The sequence below is a fragment of the Sphingomonas sp. UBA978 genome (genome assembly GCF_002292295.1).
Classification (GTDB): domain Bacteria; phylum Pseudomonadota; class Alphaproteobacteria; order Sphingomonadales; family Sphingomonadaceae; genus Sphingomonas.
Genome location: NZ_DBBS01000018.1, coordinates 40,548 through 64,783, shown reverse-complemented (window position 1 = coordinate 64,783; position 24,236 = coordinate 40,548). Strand labels below are relative to the sequence as shown.

General features: G+C 68.2%; 20 protein-coding genes. 12 read left to right on the top strand and 8 right to left on the bottom strand.

Features of this window, described 5'->3' with window-relative positions:
• Positions 1–13: 13 nt before the first annotated feature.
• From B2515_RS10150 to B2515_RS10140, 3 genes are read right to left on the bottom strand one after another with little or no spacing between them, the layout of a single operon-like run.
• Positions 14–820 carry an ATP-binding cassette domain-containing protein gene (locus tag B2515_RS10150; RefSeq protein ID WP_293876096.1) on the bottom strand — a complete coding sequence of 269 codons (807 nt, stop codon included), beginning with the start codon at positions 818–820 and terminating at the stop codon, positions 14–16.
• Positions 817–1,632: an ABC transporter permease gene (locus B2515_RS10145; RefSeq protein ID WP_293876095.1), complete on the bottom strand. Its 816-nt coding sequence runs from the start codon at positions 1,630–1,632 to the stop codon at positions 817–819. Before B2515_RS10145 ends, B2515_RS10150 begins: the two co-directional genes overlap by 4 nt.
• 10 nt (positions 1,633–1,642) lie before the next feature.
• Positions 1,643–2,725 carry a putative urea ABC transporter substrate-binding protein gene (locus B2515_RS10140; protein ID WP_414711385.1) on the bottom strand — a complete coding sequence of 361 codons (1,083 nt, stop codon included), beginning with the start codon at positions 2,723–2,725 and terminating at the stop codon, positions 1,643–1,645.
• A gap of 208 nt (positions 2,726–2,933) precedes the next feature.
• On the opposite strand from B2515_RS10140, the gene B2515_RS10135 reads away from it, so the two are divergent.
• The 9 genes from B2515_RS10135 to B2515_RS10095 all read left to right on the top strand — a co-directional run bounded on the left by B2515_RS10135 (position 2,934) and on the right by B2515_RS10095 (position 13,034).
• Positions 2,934–4,517, top strand: a complete 1,584-nt coding sequence (locus B2515_RS10135; RefSeq protein ID WP_293876093.1) for an ATP-binding response regulator — start codon at positions 2,934–2,936, stop codon at positions 4,515–4,517.
• Positions 4,507–5,424 carry a DNA-binding response regulator gene (locus B2515_RS10130; protein WP_293876092.1) on the top strand — a complete coding sequence of 306 codons (918 nt, stop codon included), beginning with the start codon at positions 4,507–4,509 and terminating at the stop codon, positions 5,422–5,424. The genes B2515_RS10135 and B2515_RS10130 overlap by 11 nt, the downstream gene beginning before the upstream one ends.
• The gene (locus B2515_RS10125; protein ID WP_293876091.1) at positions 5,421–6,998 is read left to right on the top strand and encodes a tetratricopeptide repeat-containing sulfotransferase family protein; all 1,578 of its coding nucleotides are present in this window, start codon (positions 5,421–5,423) and stop codon (positions 6,996–6,998) included. The genes B2515_RS10130 and B2515_RS10125 overlap by 4 nt, the downstream gene beginning before the upstream one ends.
• A gap of 63 nt (positions 6,999–7,061) precedes the next feature.
• Positions 7,062–7,442 (top strand): hypothetical protein, encoded by a 381-nt coding sequence (locus tag B2515_RS10120; RefSeq protein WP_293876090.1) that lies wholly within the window; start codon positions 7,062–7,064, stop codon positions 7,440–7,442.
• A gap of 219 nt (positions 7,443–7,661) precedes the next feature.
• Positions 7,662–8,003, top strand: a complete 342-nt coding sequence (locus B2515_RS10115; RefSeq protein WP_293876089.1) for a UrcA family protein — start codon at positions 7,662–7,664, stop codon at positions 8,001–8,003.
• Positions 8,004–8,131: 128 nt separating this feature from the next.
• The gene (locus tag B2515_RS10110; protein WP_293876088.1) at positions 8,132–9,025 is read left to right on the top strand and encodes a sterol desaturase family protein; all 894 of its coding nucleotides are present in this window, start codon (positions 8,132–8,134) and stop codon (positions 9,023–9,025) included.
• A complete protein-coding gene (locus B2515_RS10105) occupies positions 9,025–9,975 on the top strand; it encodes a YncE family protein (RefSeq protein ID WP_293876087.1) in 951 nt (316 codons plus the stop codon). Before B2515_RS10110 ends, B2515_RS10105 begins: the two co-directional genes overlap by 1 nt.
• A gap of 236 nt (positions 9,976–10,211) precedes the next feature.
• Entirely contained in the window at positions 10,212–12,608 is a 2,397-nt protein-coding gene (locus B2515_RS10100; RefSeq protein ID WP_293876086.1) for a TonB-dependent receptor, read from the top strand.
• 108 nt (positions 12,609–12,716) lie between these two features.
• A complete protein-coding gene (locus B2515_RS10095; protein ID WP_293876085.1) occupies positions 12,717–13,034 on the top strand; it encodes a 2Fe-2S iron-sulfur cluster-binding protein in 318 nt (105 codons plus the stop codon).
• 20 nt (positions 13,035–13,054) lie between these two features.
• Here the strand turns inward: B2515_RS10095 and B2515_RS10090 are convergent, their stop codons facing one another.
• From B2515_RS10090 to B2515_RS10070, 5 genes are all read right to left on the bottom strand, one after another.
• Positions 13,055–13,927, bottom strand: coding sequence for an MBL fold metallo-hydrolase (locus B2515_RS10090; protein WP_414711384.1), 873 nt, complete (start codon positions 13,925–13,927; stop codon positions 13,055–13,057).
• Positions 13,928–13,961: 34 nt separating this feature from the next.
• On the bottom strand, positions 13,962–14,570 hold the full coding sequence (locus tag B2515_RS10085) for a hypothetical protein (RefSeq protein ID WP_293876084.1): 609 nt from the start codon (positions 14,568–14,570) through the stop codon (positions 13,962–13,964).
• A 55-nt stretch (positions 14,571–14,625) separates the two neighbouring features.
• A complete protein-coding gene (locus B2515_RS10080) occupies positions 14,626–15,621 on the bottom strand; it encodes a sterol desaturase family protein (RefSeq protein ID WP_293876083.1) in 996 nt (331 codons plus the stop codon).
• 115 nt (positions 15,622–15,736) lie between these two features.
• The gene (locus B2515_RS10075) at positions 15,737–17,179 is read right to left on the bottom strand and encodes a Gfo/Idh/MocA family protein (RefSeq protein WP_293876082.1); all 1,443 of its coding nucleotides are present in this window, start codon (positions 17,177–17,179) and stop codon (positions 15,737–15,739) included.
• Between the two features lie 82 nt (positions 17,180–17,261).
• Positions 17,262–18,653, bottom strand: coding sequence for a glycoside hydrolase family 28 protein (locus B2515_RS10070; RefSeq protein WP_293876081.1), 1,392 nt, complete (start codon positions 18,651–18,653; stop codon positions 17,262–17,264).
• A 120-nt stretch (positions 18,654–18,773) separates the two neighbouring features.
• On the opposite strand from B2515_RS10070, the gene B2515_RS10065 reads away from it, so the two are divergent.
• From B2515_RS10065 to B2515_RS10055, 3 genes are all read left to right on the top strand, one after another.
• Complete coding sequence (locus B2515_RS10065; protein WP_293876080.1) at positions 18,774–20,150, top strand: glycoside hydrolase family 88/105 protein; 1,377 nt, start codon at positions 18,774–18,776, stop codon at positions 20,148–20,150.
• Between the two features lie 40 nt (positions 20,151–20,190).
• Positions 20,191–21,030: a 5-dehydro-4-deoxy-D-glucuronate isomerase gene (gene kduI / locus B2515_RS10060; RefSeq protein WP_293876079.1), complete on the top strand. Its 840-nt coding sequence runs from the start codon at positions 20,191–20,193 to the stop codon at positions 21,028–21,030.
• 196 nt (positions 21,031–21,226) lie between these two features.
• Complete coding sequence (locus tag B2515_RS10055) at positions 21,227–24,193, top strand: TonB-dependent receptor (protein WP_293876078.1); 2,967 nt, start codon at positions 21,227–21,229, stop codon at positions 24,191–24,193.
• Positions 24,194–24,236 lie beyond the last annotated feature (43 nt).

Sequence of the window (24,236 nt, the reverse complement as noted above, 5' to 3'; positions counted from 1 at the left end):
GGAGAGGCGTCCTTCACGATGCGGCAGGTGTCCCAGTTATTACCGATTCTGTCAAACGTAATACTTCCTCCGGAACCTCGACGGCGTCGGCGCGCGTCTTGCGCGTCAGCGGCAGGTCGTAGGTGGCGGTCGCGCCGAACCGGTGCGGCGCGTGCGGATCGTGCCGGCGCTTGTCGAAGGCGAGCACCCGGGTGCCGAGGCCGAAGGCTTCGCCGATGTCGTGCGTCACCATCAGCACGGTCAGCTCATGCTCCTCCCACAATCGCAGGATCAGCCGGTGCATGTCCTGGCGGATGCCCGGATCGAGCGCGCCGAACGGTTCGTCGAGCAGCAGCACGCGCGGCCGCGCCATCAGCGCCTGCGCGATCGCCAGCCGCTGCTGCATCCCGCCCGACAATTGCGCGGGGTAGACGTCGAGCGCGTCGCCCAGCCCGACCTCGTGCAGCATCGCGGCGGCGGCATCGGCGGCATCGCGGCGGGCGCGGCCGAACAGGCGGGCGGTGAGCGGCGCCTGCGTGCATTCCGCGCCGAACATGACGTTGCGCAGCGCGGTCAGGTGCGGGAACACCGAATAGCGCTGGAACACCACGCCGCGGTCGGGGCCGCATTCGGGCGTCAGCGGCGTGCCGTCGAGCAGGATACGGCCGCGGGTGGGCGCCTCCTGACCCAGGACGAGGCGCAGGAAGCTGCTCTTGCCCGCCCCCGACGGGCCGACGATCGAGACGAAGCTGCGCTCGGCGATGTCGATATCGACGCGCTCGAGCACGATCTTGTCGCCATATTCGAGCCAGACGTTGCGGAAGGAGAGGAGGTCGCTCATCGGCCGGCCTGATGCGCCCAGGCGAACGCGCGCCGGCTGAGCTGGGCGAGGGCGACATCCGCCACGATCGCGAGCAGCGAGATCCAAGCGACGTAGGGGATGATGATGTCCATCGACAGATAGCGGCGGACGAGGAAGATGCGATAGCCGAGCCCGACGTCGGACGCGATCGCCTCCGCCGAGATCAGATAGACCCAGGCCGGCCCGAGCGACAGCCGCAGCCCGGCGATCAGGCGGGGCAGCGCCTGCGGCAGCGCGACGCGCAGCGCGAGCTGCCAGCTGCTCGCGCCCAATGTCTGCGCCTTGATGAGCTGTTCCTGCGGGATGGCTGCGATGTGATCGGCGAGGTCGCGGATCAGGAAGGGGGCGACGCCGATGACGATCAGCGCGACCTTGGCGGTGTCGCCGAGGCCGAAGACGATGAACAGCACCGGCAGCAGGGCGATCGGCGGGATCACCGCGATCGTCGTCACCAGCCCGCCGAGCGTCGCGCGGGCGGCGGGCAGCACGCCGAGCACCAGTCCGACCAGCAGCGCCGACAGCGCACAGATGCCGAGCGCAAGGCCGAGCCGCTGCAGGCTGGCGACGGTGTCGGCCCAGAAGATCAGCCGGCCGGTCAGCGGGTCCGCTTCGGCGAGCAGGCCATGCATCGCCGCGGTCATCGCGCCGAACGTCGGCAGCACCTTGTCGGACGGGTTGGCGGCATGATGCGCCGCCGACACCGTGACGTAGAGCAGCAGCACCAGCAGCAGCGGCAAGGCGCCGAGCAGGAGGGCGGTGCCGCGGCGCGGCCGGACGTTTACCCAGCGCATCGCCGCCCCCTCACAATTTCCCGGCCGCGGCCAGTTCCATATAGGTCGAGTCGAAGCGCAGCTTGACGTTCTTGGCATCGCCCAGCGTCTTGCCGGGCAGGCCGATGCCGATCGCGTCGGCCGATCTCGCGCCCTGGCCGAACAGCCCCTTGGAGAAGCTGAAGTCGCGCACCTTCGTCATCGTGCTGCCGAGCGTCGGCGATCGGATCGCGGCCACCGCATCCTTGGGCGTGCCGTAGAGGTGCGTGGTCGACAGCTGCGCGTCGAACGATTGCGGCGTGGAGCCCGCCATCTTCGCCATCGCCGCGCGCGCCGCGGCGCCGCCGGCGTCCTGCCGCTGCATCAGCGCGATCGTCTCGTACCAGATGCCCGCCAGCGCCTTGCCGAGGTTCGGGTTCGCCTTCAGCGTCGCGGTATCGACCGCGAGCAGGTCGAGGATCTCGGCCGGGATCTGGTGCGAATCGAACGCCACCGCCGCGCCTGGCAGCTTGGCGACCTCGCCCAGCTGCGGGTTCCAGGTGACGACCGCGGTCGCCGCCGGGTTGGCGAAGGCGCCGACGATATCCGCGTCCGAGGTGTTGACCGTCTTCACGTCGGACAGCTTCAGCCCGACCGACGACAGCCCGCGTGCAAGCAGATAGTGCGACACCGACAGCTCGACCAGATAGACGGTACGGCCCTTGATCTCCGACAGGCTCTTCGCGTTCTTGAGGACGACGCCGTCGTTGCCGTTCGAATAGTCGCCGAGGATGATCGCGCTGGTGTCCTTGCCGCCGGCGGCGGGGATGGTGAGCGCATCCATGTTGGTCAGCGTGACGCCGTCGAGCTTGCCGGCGTTGAACTGGTTGACCGATTCGACATAGTCGTTGACCTGGACGAGGTTGATCCTGACCCCGTATTTGTCGGCCCATTTCTTCACGATCCCGGCCTGCTGCGCATAGGGCCAAGGCATCCAGCCGGCATAGATCGACCAGCCGATGGTGAAGTCGGTCCGCTTCGCCTGTTGTGCGCCGCCGCCATCGCCGCAGGAACCGGTGGCCATCATCGCGACCGCCGCGATCGCAAGGCGCGTTCTCGAAACCCAGCCTGCCATGTTCGACCCCCTGTTGCGCAGCGCGAAACGCGCGAGTTCCAGCCGCTGGATGGCGCTTCCGATATTACGTTTGCTCAATCCAGTAATACGACTTATAGACTGGGGCCATGGCATGTGTCACCCCATTTCGTGATGCTGCAATGCGTCATTCGACCACTGTCGTGGCCGGGTCGACGGTGCTTCGGCACCGTCCCGGCGGGCGTCGCGGATGCGCTTGCCGCCGGCCGCCGGGGCGCCCGATGCGATGACGCACGGGGCGGCGGACATGCTCTGGGCGATCGGTTCCGGCCTCGCGCTGGTCGCCGCCCTCGCGTTCGCCCGCCTGTTCCGCAACGCCCGCGACGCCAGCCGCCGCGACGCCGACCGCCTGCGGCAGGAGATCGCCGCGCATCGCGATACCGAGGCCGATCTGGCGCATGCGAGGGACGCGGCGGAGGCGGCCAATGCCGCCAAGACGCGCTACCTCGTCGCGGTGAGTCACGAGATCCGCTCGCCGCTCAACGCGATCTTCGGCTATGCGCAATTGCTCGAGCGCGGCGACCCGATCCGGGCGACCGAGGCGGGCGGGGTGATCCGCAGATCGGCGGAGCATCTCACTAATCTGGTCGAAGGGCTGCTCGACATCTCGCGCGTCGAAAGCGGCGTGCTGCAGGTGCGGCAGGACATCGTCCGCCTGCCCGCGCTGCTCGACCATGTCGTCGCGATGTTCCGCACCCAAGCGGATGCCAAGGGGCTGTCGCTCGACTATGTCGTCGAGGGGCGTCTGCCCGCCTTCGTCCGCACCGACGAAAAGCGGTTGCGGCAGATCCTCATCAACCTGCTGTCGAACGCGATCAAATATACCTATCGCGGCGGCGCGACGCTGACCGTGCGCTATCGCAGCCAGACCGCGACGATCGAGGTGCGCGACACCGGCATCGGCATCGCCCCCGAAGATCTGGAGCGCATCTTCGAACCGTTTGAACGCGGCCATGCACCGGATGCGGCGATGCAGCCGGGGATCGGGCTGGGCCTCGCCATCACGCGCGTGCTGACCCGCATCCTCGGCGGCGAGGTGACCGTGACGAGCGAGCCGGGGCAGGGCAGCCGCTTCCTGCTGCGCATGCTGCTGCCCGAACCGACCGCCGCCCCGGCCGGCGCGCCGACCTATGCGCGGGTCACCGGCTATCACGGCGCGCGCAAGACAATTCTGGTGATCGACGACAATCCGGCGCAGGTCACGATCGTGAACCATCTGCTCCGCCCGCTCGATTTTGCCGTGTTCGAGGCCACCGGCGGCGCGGACGGGCTGGCGCTCGCCGACCATTGCGCGCCCGATCTGGTCCTGCTCGACATCCAGATGCCCGGCTGCAACGGGTGGGACGTCGCCGCGCAGCTGCGCGAACGGTTCGGCCGGTCGGTGCGGATCGTCATGGTGTCCGCCAATGCGCACGAATTCCGCGCCGGGCAGGACGGCCGCGGCCTGCACGATGCGTTCCTGACCAAGCCGGTCGATCTCGACGCGCTGCTCGACGCGATCGCCCGCCAGCTCGGCCTCGACTGGGTCCTCGCCGCGGACGCGCCGGGCGTTCCGCCGGTCGCGCGCCCCGCCGCCCTGCCGGCCGCGGCCGCGCCCTATGTCGAGGATATCCGCCGGTTCATCAAACTCGGCCATGTCCGCGCGATCGAAACCGTGCTCGACGATCTCGAGGCCGCCGTTCCCGACACCGCGGCGCGGGTCGCGGAGCTGCGCCGCCTGCTCGACGCCTTCGACCTGCGCGCTTTGGCCCGGACGCTCGACGATGCGGCCTGACGACACCGGTGCCACGATCCTGGTGGTGGACGACACTCCCGAATCGCTGCGCTTCCTGACCGCGACGCTCGAACAGGCGGGCATGACCGTGCTGATCGCGATCGACGGGCTGGCGACGCTCGACCTGCTCGAACATGTCGTCCCCGATCTCATCCTCATGGACGCGGTCATGCCCGGGCTCGACGGCTTCGCGACGACGCGGCGGATCAAGCAGGACGGGCGGTTCCGCCATGTCCCCGTCATCTTCATGACCGGGCTCGCCGATACCGAACATGTCGTGCGCGGGCTCGACGCCGGCGCGGTCGATTACGTCCACAAGCCGATCGTCGTCGACGAACTGCTCGCCCGCGTCTCCGTCCACCTCGCCAATGCGCGCATCTCGCAGAGCAGCAAGCTCGCGCTCGACACCGCCGGCCGGCCGTCCTTCGCGGTCGACGATGCGGGGCGGACGAGCTGGCTCACCCCGCTCGCCGCCGCGACGATCGAGCGGCTGTTCCCCGGCTGGACGGCGCGCGACGTCGGCCTGCCGGACGCGCTCGCCGCGACGATCCGCCGCCTGCAGGAGCCCCATGTGCCGGCCGGCGCGCTCGCGTCGCTCACGATCGGCGACACGACGATCCAGTGCACGATCCTGCGCCAGACCAGCGCCAGCGAATGGCTGTTCCGGCTGACCGAGAAGCGCGAGGGCGATGCCGAGCGCCTGCTCGCCGAGCGCCACGGCCTCACCTCGCGCGAGGCGGAGGTGCTGGTGTGGATCAGCCGCGGCAAGCAGAACCGCGAGATCAGCGAGATCCTGCACATCAGTCCGCGCACCGTGAACAAGCATCTGGAACAGGTCTTCCAGAAGATGGGGGTCGAAAATCGCGCCTCGGCAACGGCGATCGCGGTGGCGACGCTGGCGCAATGACCGCGGACCGGCCCTCCACCGCCGCGGCGGCGCGGGCGGCGCTCGGGCGCGGCGACCTCGCCCATGCGGCGCGGCTGGCGACGATCCGCCTGTCCGAACCCGGCGGCGCGGCGGAGGGGCAGTTCCTGCTCGGCATCGTCGAGGCGGAAAGCGGGCGGATCCGGCCGGCGATCGAGTGGATCGAACGGGCGGTCGCGCTCGCGCCCGCCGGCGAATATCGCGCGCAGCTCGCCCGGCTCTATACGTTGGTGCGGCGCGAGGGCGACGCGGCGGTGGTGCTGTGCGCCGCCGAGGACGATCCGCCGCAGGATGCGCTGTCGCGCGATACGATCGGTTGCGTCTATGCCCGGCTGGGCGATCACCACGCCGCGCTGCCCCACTTCACGGTCGCGGTCGCGCTGGCGCCCGACAACGACCGGTTTCTCTACAACCAGGCGGCGACGCTGAGCTTCCTCGGGCTGACCGACGCGGCAGAGGCGGCGCTGGAGACGCTGATCGCACGCGCGCCCGACGATGCCCGTGCGCATCACCTGCTCGCCGGCCTGCGCAAGCAGACCGCCACCCACAACCATATCGACCGCCTGTCGGCCGCGCACGACCGCGCCAGCGCGGACGGCGACCGGCTGCTGACCGGCTATGCGCTCGCCAAGGAACTGGAGGATATCGGTCGCGGCGACGAGGCGCTCGCCCGGCTGACTCGCGTCAACGCCGCGCACCGCGCCGTGCTCGGCTATGACGTTGGCCGCGATACGGCGATCTTCGCGGCGATCGAGGCGGCGTGGCCGGCGATGGCGGCGGCACCGATCGGCGATCCGTCGCCGGCGGCGCCGATCCTCGTCATCGGCATGCCGCGGACCGGCACGACATTGGTCGATCGCATCCTTGCCTCGCATCCGGACGTCGAGAGCGTCGGCGAATTGCAGGCGCTGCCGCTCGCGGTCAAGGCGGCGGCCGGCACCCGCAGCCGGACGGTGCTCGACCCCGAGACGATCCGCGCCGCCGCCGGCGCCGACCTTGCCGCGATCGGCCGCGACTATCTGGCGCGCGCGGACCATCATCGGCGGATGCCGGACCGGCGCTTCGTCGACAAGTTTCCCGGCAATTTCCATTATGCCGGCATCGCCGCCCGCGCGCTGCCCAATGCGACGTTGGTCTGCCTGCGTCGCAACCCGATGGACACGGTGCTCGCCAATTTCCGCAATCTGTTCGCGATCGGCTCGCGCTATTACGACTATAGCTACGACCTGCTCGACATCGCGGCTTATTATGCTGCGTTCGATGCGCTGATGGCCGTCTGGCACCGCGCGCTTCCCGGCCGCATCCTCGAACTGCGCTACGAGGCGCTGGTCGCGGATCAGGAGGGGGAGACGCGCCGCCTGCTCGCGCATTGCGGGCTCGACTGGTTCGATGGCTGCCTCGATTTCCACACCAACACGGCGGCGGTTTCCACGCCCAGCGCCGCGCAGGTGCGGCGCCCGATCTATCGCGATTCGGTGGCGCGGTGGCGGCGGCATGCGGCGGCGCTCGCACCGGTCGCCGCCTTCTTCGCCGAACGCGGGATCGCGATCGACTGACCGGCGGGCGCTACGTCAAACGCCTCATGGCCGGGCGTGGCGATGCCGGCCATCCTGAACGGCATGAAGCTATCCGTCACCCGGCTCACCCTCCTCGCCGCGCTTGCGATCCCGGGCGCCGCGGCCTCCGCCAGACCGCTCGCCACGACGCAGATCGTCTCCTGCGGCGGGGGCGATTGCCTGCTGGTGCGCGGCCACCGCGCCTCGACCGCCTCCCGCATCCGGATCAACGACCGGTTGATCGCCCCCACCGGTGGCCGCGCCTGGTCGGTGCAGGTGCCGGTCGCGACGCTGCGCGGCTGGTCCGCGCCGTTCGCGCGCAGCATTCACGTCGCGGTGGTCGATCCGGCCGGCACGGTCGAGCGCAGCGACACCGTCCGCCTGCCGGTCGGCATGCTCGGCCATGATGTCGAGCTGGCGTCGCTGGTAGTACGGGCGCACTGATCCGTAATAACAGAACCGGGTAAATCCAGGAAACTGCGTCTCGCAGCAAAGAAAGGTCGGTACGAAGACTCAACGTAACCGTAATACCGACGACATCATCTGTTCCCGGCAAGTATAATTGTCGCCGACATGGACGTGCATTGTTGCGCGTCCGTCCGCCTGCGCCTATATGACCGGTGCGCCGCACGAAGAGGCGGGCCTTGGTTGCAGGAGATTAGGATGAAGATGGTTTTCGCGGCGGTTGCCGCTCTTTCGCTCGGGTCCGCCGCCGTCGCCAGCGATGGCCCCGCCGCCCGCAGTCCGTTCGGCAAGCCGTCCGCCGTCGTGACCTTGCAGGGCATCGACCTCGCCACCGCCGACGGCCAGCAGCGCCTTGCGATCCGCGTCGATCAGGCCGCGCGCACGATCTGCGGACAGAATCTCGCGACGATCCATCTGGATCTGGAAGCCCGCGCCCGCGCATGCCGCGCCGATGTCGCCGAACAGGTCCGCGCCCGGATCGAGACCCGCACCGCGCAGACGACGGCGCCCGCCGCCATTCAGGTCGCCTCGCTCCGCTAGTCCTACGTCATTCGGCCACCTGCGCGCGCCGACCCGCGATCCTATGATCGCGGGTGACGGGGGAGCGGGTGCGATCGTCCAGACAGGATCGCGACGCCCCGTCCGTGCACATGTGACCGGGGCGAACCATGAAAAAGACCGTCGTCAACCTGCTGCCGCCACTGACCGTCGCGGCCGTCGTCTGTTTCTGGGCCTTCGCGCCGGCGGCTTTGCTCGCCAAACCCTGGCTGCTCGTCGTCACCTCGGCGCTGATAACCGCCTTCGTCCAGGCGCTCGAATGGGTCGCCGAGCGGCATAGCGGCTGGCGGCTCGACCGGCGTGAGTTCCTGACCGACCTGTTCTACGTCGTGCTGGGATCGACCGCGATCGCCTGGGCGACGACGACGCTGGCCGAGGCGCCGCTCCACGCGCTCAAGGAATCGCTCGGGCTGACCACAGCATGGGCGATGCAGCTGCCGTTCCTCGTGCAGGTCGCGCTGGTCGTCGTGCTGATCGAATTCGGCCAGTATTGGATGCACCGGCTGATGCACAACGCCCTGCCGTTCTGGCTGGTGCACGCGCCACACCACCACATCACGCAGCTCAACGCGATGAAGGGCTATGTCGGCAATCCGGTCGAACTGTTCCTCATCAGCCTCAGCGTCGTGGCTTTGTTCGACCTGCCGCTGACCGCGGTGTTCTGCGGCTTGAACGTATTGGGTGTCGTCTCCAGCTTCGCGCATGCCAATGTCCGCGCCGATCCGCCGATCTGGTACAGCTTCGTCTTCACCACGATCCGCCATCACAGCCTGCACCATTCGACCGCCTATGACGACACGCGCTGCAATTACGGCAATTCGCTGATCCTGCTCGATCGTATCTTCGGCACCTATCGCGACGGCGAGGCCAGCGTGGTGGGGCAGGACGACCGGCGCCGCCTGTCGATCCCCGAACAATTCCTGTTCCCCGCCCGGCCGCTCCTCGACCGCTTGACCGCCCGACGCGGCGTCGCCGCGACCTCCACCGACGCGGTGGCCGGCTGATGGCGATGCTGCTCCAGACGATCGGCGCCCTGCTTTCCGTCGCCATAGCCGCCACCACGACCGTGCCGCAGCCGCGCGAGGCGCAGGTCATCACCGTGCCGGGCTTCGCGGATTTCCTCGCGGTCGACGGCGACAGCGTCTGGGCGACCAACAAGGGGCGCGTCGAGCGCTGGTCGCGCACCGGCAAGCTGGCCGAGGTGGCGATGGCGCACCCGTGCGGCGCGATGGCGATCGCCATGGGCTCGCTCTGGGTCGCCGATTGCAAGCAGGGCACGGTCAACCGCATCGACCTCAAGACCGCGCGCCTGATCGCCGCCATACCGACCGGCATCGCCAACCCGAAGGGCGAGCTGAACGTCGCCGCCGGTGCCGGATCGATCTGGGTGGCGAGCGACGCCGGGGGCAAGGTCGCCCGGATCGACCCCGCCGGCAATCGCGTTGTCGCCTCGATCGCGGTCGATCCCGGCACCTTCTTCCTCGCCTTCGGGTCCGGCGCGCTCTGGGCGGTCAGCAGCGACAGGCAGTCGCTGCAACGGATCGACCCCGCCACCAATTCCGTCGTTCGCCGCACCGCTTTGGGCAGGCAGCCCGGTTTCCTCGCGGTAGGGGAGGGCGCGGTCTGGGTGCAGGAGCAGGGCGACGGCACGCTCGCCCGGATCGATCCCGCCAACGGCAAGGTGTCCGGCCGGGTCAAGGTCGGCGCCGACCTGCTCTACGGCGATATCGACACCGGCGGCGGCGCGGTGTGGCTGCGCACCACCGCCGACCAGAGCTTCGTCATGATCGATCCGGCGTCGCTCGCGATCCTCGGCCGGCTCGGCGCGGCGAGCGGCAGCGGCGCGCTGCGCTATGCCGCCGGCGGCCTGTGGACCAGCGCGCACGACGTCCACACCCTGTCCTGGTGGAGCCTGACCCCGGACGCCACGGCGCCTGCTGCACCGCCAGAATAAGCAACGTTCCGTGGTGGATGGCCGATGGTCGCGGACGCTCCGGCAGGGCGGCGCAAACGGGGGCGTCGCCGTGGCGCTACGTCAAACACCCCATGGCGGTCCGGCCCGTTTCCCCAAACGGTGCGCGTTAGCACATGCACAAAAACGGCGTGGCTGACGGCACAGGGACGCGCGCGTGTGTGGCGTCCCGGTTTTGAAGGGGGTTCAGTTTGGCTCGATCGATTTCTCGCGCGGCTTTGCTCGGTGCGACGGTTCTGGCGGGGTTCGCCGCGACGCCATCGGTGGCGCAGACGGTGCCGGCCGAGGAGCAGGCGTCGGCGGACGGCAGCAGCAACGACATCGTCGTCACCGGCAGCCGCCGCACCGTCACCCTGCAGGATGCGCCGATCAACATCAGCGCGGTCTCCGAAGAGACGATCGCGCGCCAGCGCATCGACGATATCCGCGGGCTCGCCGCCTTCACGCCGGGCGTCACCGTCGTCGACACCGGCCCGGCCAGCACCGGCAACATCATCCTGCGCGGCATCGAATCGGGTGACACCAGCGTGTTCGGATCGGCCGAGAACAACGCCGTCGGCGTCTATCTGGGCGAGGTGCCGCTCTACCTCGATTTCAAGCTGCTCGACATCGCCCGCGTCGAAACCCTGCTCGGGCCGCAGGGCACGCTGTACGGCCTCGGCACGCTGGCCGGCGCGGTGCGCTATATCCCCAACCGGCCGAACACGAGCCGCGTCTCGGTCGATCTGCACGGTCGCGCCTATGCCCAGTCGCACAGCGGCGATTTCGGCGCGATCGGCGACGTCACCGTCAACATCCCGATCCTCGCCGACCATATCGCGCTGCGCTCGGTGGTCGGCTATTACGACAATCCCGGCTTCATCGATTACAATTACATCCTGCAAAAGCCCGGCGTGTCGAATGCGCAGCCGGTGCGGGGCGCGACCGCGGCGCAGGGGTCGCTGGGATCGACCGCGGATTATGCCGCCAACTTCCGGCGCGTGGCGGACGTCAATTTCGAACATACGTTCACCACCCGCAACACGCTGCTGCTCGAATATAATCCGAACGTGAAGGCCTATTTCACCTACGCGCATCAGGAGACCAGGACCGACGGCCGGCAGGCGAATGGCGCCGGCGTGCTCGGCACCGGCCGCTACGAGGGGCCATGGCGCTATCTCGAGCGGTTCCGTCGCGGCGCCGACCTCTATTCGGCCGAGGTGAACCTCAACCTGTTCAACGTCGCGCAGCTGGTCAGCACGACCGCCTATACGAAGCAGAATATCCGGAGCAACGACGACAACACCGATCTGCTGCTCGATCTCGATTACGGCTATGAGGCGTTTCCCGCCTTCTCGTCCTTCTCGAACGGCAACCGCGACTATAAACAGCTCAACCAGGAGGTGCGGCTCGTCTCGTCGCACGGCGGGCCGCTCAGCTGGGTGCTCGGCGGCTTCTACAACCGCCTGAAATACGACAGCGACCGGCAGGAATATACGCCGGGCTTCGCCGCCTTCGCCGGGGTGAACCGCCCCGACGACCTCGAATATATCTCCTTCGTCAAGACGAAGACGGTCGAGAAGGCTGCCTATGGCGAGGCGACGCTGCACGTCACCGAAGCATGGCAGGCGACCGGCGGTCTGCGCTATTTCAAATATGACGCCACCGCGACCGGCGGCACCGATACGCCGCTGTTCGGTGGCGGCCTGACCCGTACGCCCTATCCGCTGATCCAGTTCGCGCCGAGCCGCGTCCGGTCCGGCAGCACCGGCGACGACGGCTTCGTCTGGAAGGCGAACACCTCATACAAGTTCAGCCCCGATCTGCTCGCTTATGCGACCTACAGCACCGGCTATCGCATCGGCGGCGTCAACCGCGTCGCGCCCTGCGTCGTGCCGTTGCCGGCCGGGCAGAACGTCTGCGCGCTGGCGAACGAGCTGGTTTACGGCCCCGACAAGACGCGCAACCTCGAGGTCGGGCTGCGCGCCGGCCTGTTCGACCGGCGCCTGCAGTTCACGCTCAGCGGCTTCCGCGTCAAATGGGGCGACGTCCAGGTGCCGAGCCAGACGGTCAACGGCGCGGTCGGCATCACCACCAACGCCGGCGGCGCGGTGTCGCAGGGGGTCGAGCTGTCCGGGTCGTTCAAGATCGTGCCCGAACTCGTGTTCCAGGGGACCTATTCCTATGTCGATGCGCATCTGACGGAGGATTTCCCCAGCCTCGTCGTCAGCCAGGGCGTGCGCTACGACGCGCTCGACGGCGATCGCCTGCCCGGCTCCGCGAAGAATTCGGGCAGCGCGCAGCTGATCTACACCCGCCCGATGGGCGACGGCACCGATATCGAGGCGAGCTGGGCGAGCACCTATACCGGCAACATCTATTCGCGCGTCGGCCTGCGCGGTTCCGGCGAAAAGATCCCCGGCTATGTCACCCACCGCGCCGCGGTCACCTATCGCACGAAGCCGTTCGACGTCGGCTTCTTCATCGACAACATCTTCGACAAATATGCCTATACCAGCGTTAGCAACGACCTGAGCTCGTTCAATCAGGTGCGGACCGGCGTCGTCGAACGCTATTACGCCCGATCGGTGCTGACCCCGCGGCGCGGCGGGATCGAGTTCCGCTTCCACTATTGAGCGCCACCCCGCCGGTCGTCCGCGACCGGCGGCCGTATCGGGTCATGATGACGCGGCCGCTCGGCCCGTCCCTGCTTCCACGCTACCCATTCGAATGGACCGAATCTCATGCTGAAGATGATTGTCACGCCGCCGGCCGGGGACCCTGTCGCGATCGATGCGCAGGCCGGGCTGAGCGTGATGGAGGTGATCCGCGATGCCGGCTTCGAATCGCTGGCCGCGCTGTGCGGCGGCTGCTGTTCGTGCGCGACCTGCCACGTCTATGTCGATCCCGCCTTCGCCGACCGCCTGTCGCCGATGAGCGCGGACGAGGACGCGCTGCTCGACGCCAGCGACCAGCGGGAGGCGACGTCGCGCCTGTCGTGCCAGATCGCCTTCGTGCCCGCGCTGGACGGCCTGTCGGTGCGGATCGCCCCCGGCGACTGATCCGGCGTGCCCGTCCGGAGTCAGGAGGCCGGTCGGGGCGGGACGGGATAGAGGATGAAATCGGGGTGGGCGTCGATCCCCGGCGTCGCCCCTTGCGCGGCCGCGGCGCGCCGGAGCGTCTCGATCGCGGCGGGCGGCAGCGCGAGCGGATGTTCGGACGGATGGGTCGCCGCCTCTCTCGGATAATCCTGCCGCGGCGTCGTCGTCATCTCGATATGCGCGCCGAGCAGGGCGCGGATCGGGCGGGTCGCGGCAAAGGCGGCGAGCCGACCGGCACTCGCGCGGAAGACCGCGATCCGGTCGGTCGGGACGTAGAGGCGACCCGGATAGAGCATGTCGCCCGAGAACAGCAGGCGGGTGCGCGCGTCATAGACCATGATATGCGCCGGCTCGTGGCCCGGTGTCGGGACGATCTCCACCACGCGCTTGCCGAGGTCGTACCGGCCGATCCCGTCCGGCCAGTCGGCGATGCCGAAGAAGGCCGCCACCGCCTGCGGTGTCAATCCGACCATGTCGGTGCCGGGCCGCGCGCGGAATTCGGCGTCGCCGGCATGATGGTCGCCATGGCCGTGCGAATGCGCGACGATCAGCCGGACCGGCCGGCCGCCGTGCCGCGCCCGCCACGCCGCGATCACCCGGTCGACGGTTGGCCGGATCGACAGGCCGCCCGCACCGGTATCGATCAGCAACGCGCGCTCGGTGCCGAACAGGAGGTAGAGGAACGGCGCCTCGAAATTGGTGCGCACCGACTGGCGGATGACGAAGGTGTCGGCGTCGATCCGCTGCACCTGCGTTTCGGGTTCGTCCGCGCCGGTGCCGTCGATCCAGTGCGCGAAGGGCGGGCCGACGGTGGCGGGTGCCGAGGCGGACAGCAGCATGGCGAGCACGGTCACGCACAACCTGCCGGACCAGGTCGGGCTGGTCCGGCTAGGCACCCGCCAGCCGTTTCCGGAACAGCGATCGGACCAGCCGATCCTCCAGCACGCGCCCGATGACGTAGAGCGCGGCGAACAGCCCCGCGAACACATAGGCCGGGGTTGGGGAGGGCAGTTTGTCCTCGTCCTTCTTCTTCTTCGGATCTTCCGGCTCGGGCGCGCCCAGCGCCTTGTCGATCGGATTGAGCGGGAACACCGCTTTCTCCGGCTTCTTCTTGGGCGCGGTCCCCGCCTTGGCCGCGGCCTCGGCCGCCGCCTTCTGGTGGTTGCCGATCGCGATCGTCAGCTGCGCGATGCCGAGGAACAGGAACGGCGCCAGAAAGCAGAACAGCAATGCGCGGCTGATGAGCCGATAGTGCAGCACGATCCCGGCGACGCCCTGTTCGAGGCGCAGGACGCCGCTGTCGAACACCGACATCTTGTCCTGCGCCTCCTGGTCCCGCTTGGTGAAGACCAGCGTATCGTCCCTGCGCTCCCGGCGGGTGCCGCTCTGGCGGAACACGGGATCGAGCCGGTCGAAGGCATCATCGCGCGACAAATCGGGTGACAGCGCCATGCTGCCGCGGACATGCCAGATCCAGTCGATGAAGCGCAGGTTCACGTGATCTCCTCATATCGGCCGGTCACGCGCATTCACCCGGTGGCGGACGCGCGCATCATTCGGCGGGAACGGCCACCGGTTCGCCGGCGATGGGGCGGGCGAAGCGTTCCCGGATCGACTTCCAGCCCTCGGTAAAGGGATAGCTCATCGTCTCGCGGATCGACATCGGGCGTCCGCCCTCCATCCCCAGCAGCTCCGCCTCGCCGTCGACGCAGGTGCCGAACAGGCGGTCGATGATGATCCACGTCCCCGAATAGTTGCTGCGGCTGGCCTCGTAATCCTGCGAATGGTGGACGCTGTGATGTTCGGTGGTGTTGAACAGGAAGCGCCACCAGCGCGGGCTGTTGAAGCGCACGTTGATATGCTGGTAGGTGCCGACCGCGAGGCCGAAGGTGCCGGCGAGCAGGGCGGCGCGCGGCAGGAAGTCGAAGAAGCCGCCGATCCCCAGCCCGATCAGGAACAGCTCCACCGGGTTGCCGACCGCGCCCTTGTTGATGTTCAGCTGCGTGATGTAGTGATGCGGCGCGTGGGTGAGCCACAGCGGCTGCCAGTTGTGCATGCCGCGGTGCATCCAATATTGGCCGAAGTCGAAGACGAACGAGATGATGAACGCCTGCAGCAGCAGCGGCAGGGTCATGAACCAGTTGAGCTTGTCCCAGTGCAGGCCCTGCTGGATATAGTCGGCGACCGCATCGCTGCCGATATAATCGTCGACGAGGCGCAGGACGGTGTAGCCCAGCCCGACGTAGAACAGGTCGGTCACCGCCTCCTTCCACGTTAGGCGCCAGCTGTCGAACCGCGGATTGACCCATTCGAGCGCGAGCAGCAGCGCCTTGAACCCGATGCCGATCCCGATCGCGGTCGATGCCTTGGCGATCGAATTGGGCGCATAGAACCAGAAGGCGATCAGGCCGAGCAGCATCGCCGGCTGGAACCAGGTGAAGACGAACAGCTTGACCGGTCCGCCTTCTACCCTGGGCAGATTCTCCCAACCCACCGTCACCGGCGCCTGCGTGCCGATGAGCCGTTTGCCGACGAGTGTACCGTTCATGACCATTCCCGCGAATCGAGCATGGCCGGGACGGTATGCAAAACCCCGCGCGGGCGTGATACGTCATTGAACGTACATGGCCGCCCGGTGCGGGACTTCCGGGTTAGTCTGCGCCTTACGTCCGCTTCATCGGCATCGGCACCGGGGCGGTGTGGAGCGGCATCCGCGTCTGGTCCGGCCGCCCGAGGCCGGTGACCAGATCCGCGATCCGCACCGGTCGCTTCGTCTCGAAACAGCGGTTGGCGGCGATCCCGACGAGGCAGGACGCCGCACCCGCCCGCTCGTCCGCCATGCGCAGCAGCGGGTCGGGCGCGTGGTTCGGGTCGAAGATGTCGGCGAGCATCACCGCGTCGCCGCCGCCATGGCCGCCCGCGCCCTCGTCGGGGGTTATGATCTGCGGCTTGCCGCGCATCGGGATGATTCGCGTCGTCACCACGTCGCGCGATTCCCGCTCCGCCGCGCCGGCGGTGCCGCCGCTTTCGACGACGCTATGCTCCAGCCGCCCCTTGGTGCCGTTGAACGCGACGTGATAGCCTTCCCAGGCATTGAAGGCGTTGAGGCTGTAGCTCAGCGTCGTGCCGCCGGCATAGCCGACGATCACGTTCATCGTATCCTCGATGCTGATGTCGGGCCGCCACACGCAGCGGTCGCGGTGATAGCCGTCGAGCGCCTCGTTATCGAGGAACAGCGCCTTCAGCCCCGGATCGGCGGCGAGGTCGAGGTAGAAGCTGCATTGCGCCTTTTCCGGGCAGGTCAGGCAGCGGTCGTGCGCACCGCTCAGCCCCATCCGCTTCGCCATCGCCGGCGTGTAGAACTCGCGCTTGCCGGTCGCATCGACCGACACCGGCGTGTCCGACAGCCACCAGTTGACCAGGTCGAAATGATGCGTCGCCTTGTGCACCATCAGCCCGCCCGAGACCGGCTTTTGCGAATGCCAGCGGCGGAAATAGTCCGCGCCGTGCACGGTGTTGAGCAGCCAGTGGAAATCGACCGACAGCACGTCGCCGATCACGCCCGACATCAGCAGCGTCTTCACCTGGCTGCGGTAGGGGGCATAGCGATAGTTGAAGTTGACGCGGACGTGCCGGTCGTTGCGCTTGCACGCATCGATGATCGCCTGCGTCCGGGCAGCGTCAATCGTCATCGGCTTCTCGGTGACGACGTCAAGCCCCGCGTCGAGCCCGCGCACGATATAGTCGACATGGCTGACGTCGGGGGTGGTGACGATCAGGCCGTCGGGCTTGAGCTCGTCGATCATCCGCCGGAAATCGGCCGCGGCATATGCTTTCGGCGGTCGCGCGCCCGCCTGCGCCGCGCGCCGTCCGACCAGCGCGAGCCGCCCCGCATTGGTGTCGCAGATGCCGACTAGCTCGGCGTGCGCCTTGTGCGGCCCCCAGATCGCATCCTGATACATGCGCGCCCGGCTGCCGCAGCCGACCTGGACATAGCGTCGGGGCCGGTCCGTCGCCGCCGATACCCGCCCCGCAACCGCCGCGGCGCTCGCCGCCATGCCGACCAGCACGGCGCGCCGGCCCGGATCGTGATCGTCCGCCTGCATCCCATCCTCCTCCCGAGGATCGTTGTCCTCGTGTATCGGGCGGATGCTAGGATGCCCGGGCTTATATGACAAGTGGCGGGAATTACAGGCGGGTGGCGGGCCGGCCGTTGACCCGCACGCGCTCCAGCCGCAGCTGCGTGATCCGTTCGACGATGCTCGGCGCGCGCACCTTGTCGAACCGGCAATCGCGCAGGGTCAGCCGCCCGACCGGCGCCTGCGGCAGGCCCTGGCAGTCGAGCACGCGGCCGGTGTCGGCGACGCTCAGCCGCTCGACCACGACATCGTCGAGTTCGGGGACGAATCGGCCGTTCGCACCCTCTTCATAGTTGAAATCGCAGGTCAGCGCCGCGCGGCCGACCTGCCCGACGGTGATGTCGCGGGCGCGGATATGCGCGATCCGCCCGCCGCGCACCGCATTGGTCTTGAAGCGCAGCGCATACCACAGATCGGGGCTGCTCATCGTGCACTCCTCGGCATAGACATGCGCGACGCCGCCCGACACCTCGCTGCCGATCACGACGCCGCCATGGCCGGCCTTCATCGTGCAGCCGCGGATCAGGATGTCGCGCGACGGCACCGCGAGCCGGCGCCCGTCGGCGTTGCGGCCGGATTTGATCGCGATGCAATCGTCCCCGGTATCGAAGGTGCAGCGCTCGATCACCATGCCGTCGACCGATTCAGGGTCGCAGCCGTCGTTGTTGGGACCGAGCCCGGTGACCGTCACGCTGCGCATCGTGATGTCGCGCGACAGCACCGGATGCACGTTCCAGCAGGGCGAATCGCGCAAGCTCACCCCCTCGATCAACACGTTGCGACAGCGCTGGAATTGCATCAGATTGGGCCGGATATAGCCGCCCGCGCCGAACCGCCGCCGGGCCACCGGCACGCCCGCCTCCGCCATCGCGAACAGGCGGTCGCGCGCCGCGCGCTGGCTCGGCAACCCGTCGCGCCAGCCGTACCGCTTGCCGCCGCTCCACGACCACCAGGCGGCGCCGCGGCCGTCGATCGTGCCGCGGCCGGTGACCGCGACGTCCTGCGCATCGCTGGCATGGATCAGCGGCGCATAGTTCATCAGCTCGACGCCTTCGAACCGGGTCGCGACGATCGGGTAATGCGCGGGATCGGTGCTGAACAGGATGGTCGCATCCGCCTCCAGATGCAGTTCGACGCGCGACAGCAGCCGGATCGCACCGGTCAGCCAGCGCCCCGCCGGCACCAGCACGCGCCCGCCACCCGCCGCGGCGCAGGCGGCGATCGCATCGGCGAACGCCTGCGTGCACGACACCGCGCCGCCGCGCGTCGCGCCATAGGCGCGAATGTCGAACAGGCGGCGCGCGAACCGCGGCACGCGGACCCGCGTCGCGATCGCCCGCGCACGCGCCCAGTCGTCGTCCGGCGTGGGGCGGGCAGACGCCCCTGCGGCCAGAGCGGTGCCGGCGGCGAGGACGGCGCGACGGTCCAGCAGATAGGTCATTCGCAACTCCCGGCCGCGTTCGGCAGCAAGGCTCTTTTCCTAAACGAACGGCTGTTGTACGACAAGCTGACCGAGCCGGCGGCAAGCCGGCCGTGACAGGGACGGGACAGGGAGAGGGCGATGCCTGCCGCACATCGAGCCGCGACGACCATGGCGGCAATCGCCGCCGCCCTGCTGGCCGTGCCCGCCATCGCGCAGCTGGTGCCGGTCGCGCCGCCTGCCAGCACCGCCGCGGTGACCGATGTCGGCGACGCCCCGACACGCCTGCCGCCCGCCTATCCGATGCCGTATCGCGACCCGTCCGCCACCGCGATCAAGGCGGTGATGGACCGCGTGCTCGGCTATATCGAGCGGGAGGCGCCGATCGGCATGGTGGATGCGCGCGGCACGCCGGTCGCTGTCGGCAGGCTGGTGCCCGCCAGCGTCTTCAAGCCCGGGTTCCGCCTGACCAGCTACGAATGGGGCGTCACCTATGCCGGCGCGCTGCTCGCCGGACAGGTGACGGGCGATGCGCGCTACACCCGCTACGCCGCCGATCGCGTCAACTTCGTCGCCGATGTCGCCGCCCGCTATCGCACGACCCGGGCGGATGCGGAGGCGACGCCGGTGCGCAACATGCTCGCGCCCGACCGGCTCGACGATTCCGGCGCGATGTCGGCGGCGCTCATCAAGGTGCAACGGGCGGGTCTCGCCAACCGCAACGTCCGGCCGCAGATCCAGGTCTATCTCGACTGGATCGCCAACCGCCAGTTCCGCATGCCCGACGGCACGCTGGCGCGGCAGCGGCCGCTGCCCGTCACCCTGTGGCTCGACGACCTCTACATGAGCGTCCCCGGCCTCGCGCAGATGGGCGCGCTGACCGGCGAGCGGCGCTATTACGACGATGCCGTCCGCCAGATCCTGCAATTCTCGCAACGCATGTTCGTCGCCGACAAGGGGCTGTACATGCACAGCTGGGTGGAGGGGATGGACCCGCACCCCGCCTTCCACTGGGGCCGTGCCAACGGCTGGGCGGTGGTGGCGATGGTCGAGCTGCTCGACGTGCTGCCCGCCGATCATCCCGGCCGCCCCGCGGTGCTGGCGCAGCTCAAGGCGCATGTCGCCGGCCTCGCCCGGGTGCAATCGGGCACCGGCCTGTGGCACCAGCTGCTCGACCGGCCCGACAGCTATCTCGAAACCTCGGCGAGCGCGATGTACGCTTATGCCATCGCGCGCGCGATCAACCATGGCTGGATCGACCGGCGCGCCTATGCGCCCGTCGCGCTGCTCGCCTGGCAGGGCGTCTCGACCAAGGTGTCGGCGGCGGGCGAGGTCGAGGATGTCTGCGTCGGCACCGGCGTCGGCTTCGATCCCGCTTTCTATTACTACCGCCCGCGCCACGTCCGCGCGGCGCACGGCTATGGCCCGGTGCTGCTCGCGGGGGCGGAGGTGATCGCGATGCTGCGCAACGGCGCGCCGATGAAGCCCGGCAACGGGCAGGGCGTCATCTTCCGCTGATCGCCGCGCGCCCGCCCGCTATCTTCGCGAAAGGACCCGCATGTTCGAACGCACCTATTACGCCACGCATCCGGACATGATGGCGGGCGCCTCCAACGCCGACCTGCGCGACCGCTATCTGATCGACGCGCTGTTCCGGCCCGGCGCCTGTCTGCTCAACTATACGCATGCCGACCGGATGGTGATCGGCGGGGTGGAGATCGCCGATGCGCCGGTGCGCCTGCCCGATCAGGTCGAGCCCGCCTCCGCCGCCGGCCATCCCTTCCTCGAGCGGCGCGAACTCGGGATCATCAACGTCGGGGAGCGCGCAGGCAGCGTCACCGTCGACGGCGCCCGTTTCGATCTCGGCAACAAGGACTGCCTCTACGTCACGATGGGGGCGGCGGAGGTCGTGTTCGACGGCGCGGGTGCGCGCTTCTACCTCGTCTCGGCCCCGGCGCATCGCGCGTTCGCCACCCGCAAGCTGTCGATCGCCGACGCCAACCGGCTGGAGCGGGGCAGTCTGGAGGATTCGAACGACCGGTCGATCTTCCAGCTCATCATTCCGGGCGTTTGCGATTCGGCGCAACTGGTGATGGGGCTGACCATCCTCAAGCCGGGATCGGTCTGGAACACGATGCCGCCGCACATCCACGAACGGCGCTCGGAGATCTATTTCTACTTCGAGCTCGGCGGGCCGGAGGCGCGAATCTTCCATTATATGGGGCAGGCGGACGCGCTGCGGCATATCGCGTTGTCCGATGGACAGGCGGTGATCTCGCCACCCTGGTCGGTCCACATGGGATCCGGCACCCGCGCCTATGCCTTCATCTGGGCGATGGCGGGTGAGAATCAGGATTACGGCGATATGGATGTCCTTGATATCTGCCAGTTAAGCTAGTCTGTCCCACTTGTTGGTATAATGTTCTAAAGCCACTTTACACGCACGAAAAAGTCGATGATACCGGTGGCATAAAAACAATGATTCAGGGTCGGAGGGGATTGTCGGGTCGCTAAGGCCCCGGTCACTCCGTGCATAAGGGGAGTGACGAATGAATACGTCTTTCGGTCGAGTTGCGATGGTCGCATGCGGCACCGTGTCGGGCCTGGCTATGGGGATCGCGCTCGCCGCCGCGCCGGTCGCCGCGCAGACCGCGCCACCCGTCGCGCCGCAGACCGGCACCGATCCGGTCACGCCGCCGACCGACACGCCGACCGGCACGACCACGCCGACCCTGCCGGGTGAAGATCAGGACATCGTCGTCACCGGCTTCCGCGCGTCGCTGAACAGCGCGATCAATATCAAGCGCAACGAGACCGCCGCGGTCGACAGCATCGTCGCCGAGGACATCGGCAAGTTCCCCGATTCCAACCTCGCAGAATCGATGCAGCGCATTCCGGGCGTCGCACTGTCGCGCGGCGACGGCGGCGAGGGCAAGAACATCTCGGTCCGCGGCCTCGGCGCGTCCTTCACCCGCGTCCGCATCAACGGCATGGAGGGCACGTCGCAGACCGGCGCTGCCGACATCTATGGCGCGGGCAATTCCGGCCGCAGCTTCGACTTCAACGCCTTCCCGACCGAAATCTTCTCCGCGCTCGCGGTGCGCAAGACGCCGTCCGCCGATGTCGAGGAGGGATCGCTCGGCGCGACCGTCGACCTGAAGGCGCCGCATCCGCTCGACTTCAAGACCGACTTCGTCTTTACCGCCACCGGCCGCGGCATCTACAACCAGGTCAGCAAGACCGTCGATCCGCGCGCTTCGGTGCTGGTGTCGAAGCAGTTCGCCGACGGGACGCTGGGCGTGCTCGGCTCGTTCGCCTACGGCAAGCGCAACCTGCGCGAGGTCGGCTATTCCGCGGTCAACATCCTGCCCGCCTATATCGACGGCGGCTTCTGTTCGCCGGTCGGCTTCGCGCCGCAGAATCCCGCGACCAACGCCGCGCGCGGCACCAATGCGGCGAATTGCAGCACCAACAACCCGCGCACCAGCACGACGGCGGCATACAACACGATCCAGAGCCTGCGCGGCATCACCAACCAGCCCGGCGGCGGCGCCTTCCTGCCGCGCATCCCGCGCTACGTGAATTCCGAACAGGATGCCGAGCGGATGGGCGGCACGCTGTCGCTGCAGTGGAAGCCGGGCGTCAACACCGACATCTCGCTCGACGGCCTCTATTCGCGCTTCGACGTCGAGCGCCGCGACAATTACATCGGCGCGATCTCGTTCGGCCGCACCGCCACCAACGGCGGCAAGCCGATGACCTCGGTGCGCGACATCGCGTTCGACCCGCTCGGCTCGCTGACCTACGGCCTGTTCGACGGCGTCGACATCCGCTCGGAAGGGCTGGTCGATCAGTTCATCTCGACCTTCAAGCAGGCGAACCTCAACATCGAGCATCGCTTCTCCGACAAGCTGAAGCTGACCGCGCTCGCCGGCATCTCCAATTCGCGTTTCTACAGCCCGCTGCGTCTGCAGACGTTCATGGACATCATCGACGCGGACAATTTCTCGATCGATTTCCGTGACGGCGGCAACATCCCGAAGATCGGCTTCGGCACCGACGTCGCCAATCCGGCGAACTTCAGCTACGCGCCCAGCCCGGACGGCAATTTCACCGTGCTCGGCGGCTTCAGCACCGCCGGCCGCCCGCTGCGCCAGAACACCCGCAACAAGACGTTCGAGGCGAACCTCGAATGGAATCTGGTCGACAATTTCGCCTTCAAGGCCGGCGGCCAGTTCCGCGAGAGCAATTTCCAGGTCACCGGCGCCAACCTGATCCCCAGCCAGGTCGCGGTGCGCGCGCTGCCCGCCGGCACGACGCTGGCCAGCATCACGCAACAGATCACCAATTTCGGCAAATTGCTCGGCGGCGGCGCGCCAGCCGAATTCTCGGCGATCGATTCGAAGAAATGGCGCGAGGCCTTCGGCTTCGACAGCTTCCAATATTGCGGCATCGAATGCGGCGCTGCGCGCTCGGGCGTGCGCGAACGGATCAAGAGCGGCTATCTGATGGCCACGTTCAACACCGAGGACACGTTCCCGATCCCGATCCGCGGCGACGTGGGCATGCGCTACGTCCACACCGAACAGGATTCGTTCGGCTACATCCCGGTCACCGCGCCGGCCGGTGCGCCGTTCCCGACGGTGGGGCGCCGCGGCGACGTCAGCCGCTCCTATTCGGACTGGCTGCCCTCGATCAACGTCGTCGGCGAACTCACCCCCGACCTGCTGCTGCGCCTGTCGGCGGCGAGCGTGATGTCGCGTCCCGAGCTCGGCCAGCTGACCCCGACGTCGGGCGTCACCGTCGCGACGCGCACCGGCACGGTCAACAATCCGTTCCTCGACCCGATCCGCGCCAACACCTTCGACGCCGCGCTGGAATGGTATTTTGCGCCCGGCTCGCTGCTGTCGGTTGCCTATTTCCACAAGAACATCGGCTCGTACATCCAGTCGATCTCCAGCCAGGTGCCGTACAATTCGCTGGGCCTGCCCGATGCGCTGCTCGACGGTACGCCATCGACGCCGGCCGACATCTTCACCGTCAACCGCTCGACCAACACGCCGGGCGGTCCGCTCAACGGCGTCGAGGTCAACGCGCAGGTGCAGCTGCGCTTCCTGCCCGGCTTCCTGCGCAACCTCGGCGTGCTCGGCAGCTACACCTACGTCAAATCGCGGATCAACTACATCCTCGCCAGCGCCAATGGCGTGCCGACGCAGACGACGACCGACGACCTGATCGACCTGTCGCCGCACGCGGCGAGCGGCACGCTCTATTACGAGGACAAGCGCTTCAGCATCCGCAGCACCGCCAGCTTCCGCGACCGGTTCAACCGCGGCATCCCGTCGGGCGCCAACGATAGCGACGTGCGCGCCAATGCCTCGACGCTCTTCGTCGATGCCTCCGCCTCGTACAATCTGACCGAGAACTTCAAGCTGATCCTCGAGGCGCAGAACCTGACCGACGAACGCAACACGCTGTATATCGACAGCAAGCGGCAGGACACGCTGTTCGAAACCCGCCTCGGCCGCACCTTCACGGCGGGTGCCACGGTCAAGTTCTAACGCGCGTTCCCCCCGCGCAGCCTCGGGCGCCGGCAGCGATGCC

What these genes read in the sequence shown, in the direction of transcription:
- B2515_RS10080 (WP_293876083.1), bottom strand. Translation starts at nt 15,621, where the DNA reads ATGAACGGTACACTCGTCGGCAAACGGCTCATCGGCACGCAGGCGCCG.
- B2515_RS10130 (WP_293876092.1), top strand. Translation starts at nt 4,507, where the DNA reads ATGCGGCCTGACGACACCGGTGCCACGATCCTGGTGGTGGACGACACT.
- B2515_RS10120 (WP_293876090.1), top strand. Translation starts at nt 7,062, where the DNA reads ATGAAGCTATCCGTCACCCGGCTCACCCTCCTCGCCGCGCTTGCGATC.
- B2515_RS10115 (WP_293876089.1), top strand. Translation starts at nt 7,662, where the DNA reads ATGAAGATGGTTTTCGCGGCGGTTGCCGCTCTTTCGCTCGGGTCCGCC.
- B2515_RS10105 (WP_293876087.1), top strand. Translation starts at nt 9,025, where the DNA reads ATGGCGATGCTGCTCCAGACGATCGGCGCCCTGCTTTCCGTCGCCATA.
- B2515_RS10140 (WP_414711385.1), bottom strand. Translation starts at nt 2,725, where the DNA reads ATGGCAGGCTGGGTTTCGAGAACGCGCCTTGCGATCGCGGCGGTCGCG.
- B2515_RS10125 (WP_293876091.1), top strand. Translation starts at nt 5,421, where the DNA reads ATGACCGCGGACCGGCCCTCCACCGCCGCGGCGGCGCGGGCGGCGCTC.
- B2515_RS10095 (WP_293876085.1), top strand. Translation starts at nt 12,717, where the DNA reads ATGCTGAAGATGATTGTCACGCCGCCGGCCGGGGACCCTGTCGCGATC.
- B2515_RS10135 (WP_293876093.1), top strand. Translation starts at nt 2,934, where the DNA reads ATGCGCTTGCCGCCGGCCGCCGGGGCGCCCGATGCGATGACGCACGGG.
- B2515_RS10150 (WP_293876096.1), bottom strand. Translation starts at nt 820, where the DNA reads ATGAGCGACCTCCTCTCCTTCCGCAACGTCTGGCTCGAATATGGCGAC.
- B2515_RS10145 (WP_293876095.1), bottom strand. Translation starts at nt 1,632, where the DNA reads ATGCGCTGGGTAAACGTCCGGCCGCGCCGCGGCACCGCCCTCCTGCTC.
- B2515_RS10070 (WP_293876081.1), bottom strand. Translation starts at nt 18,653, where the DNA reads ATGACCTATCTGCTGGACCGTCGCGCCGTCCTCGCCGCCGGCACCGCT.
- B2515_RS10075 (WP_293876082.1), bottom strand. Translation starts at nt 17,179, where the DNA reads ATGCAGGCGGACGATCACGATCCGGGCCGGCGCGCCGTGCTGGTCGGC.
- B2515_RS10065 (WP_293876080.1), top strand. Translation starts at nt 18,774, where the DNA reads ATGCCTGCCGCACATCGAGCCGCGACGACCATGGCGGCAATCGCCGCC.
- kduI (WP_293876079.1), top strand. Translation starts at nt 20,191, where the DNA reads ATGTTCGAACGCACCTATTACGCCACGCATCCGGACATGATGGCGGGC.
- B2515_RS10110 (WP_293876088.1), top strand. Translation starts at nt 8,132, where the DNA reads ATGAAAAAGACCGTCGTCAACCTGCTGCCGCCACTGACCGTCGCGGCC.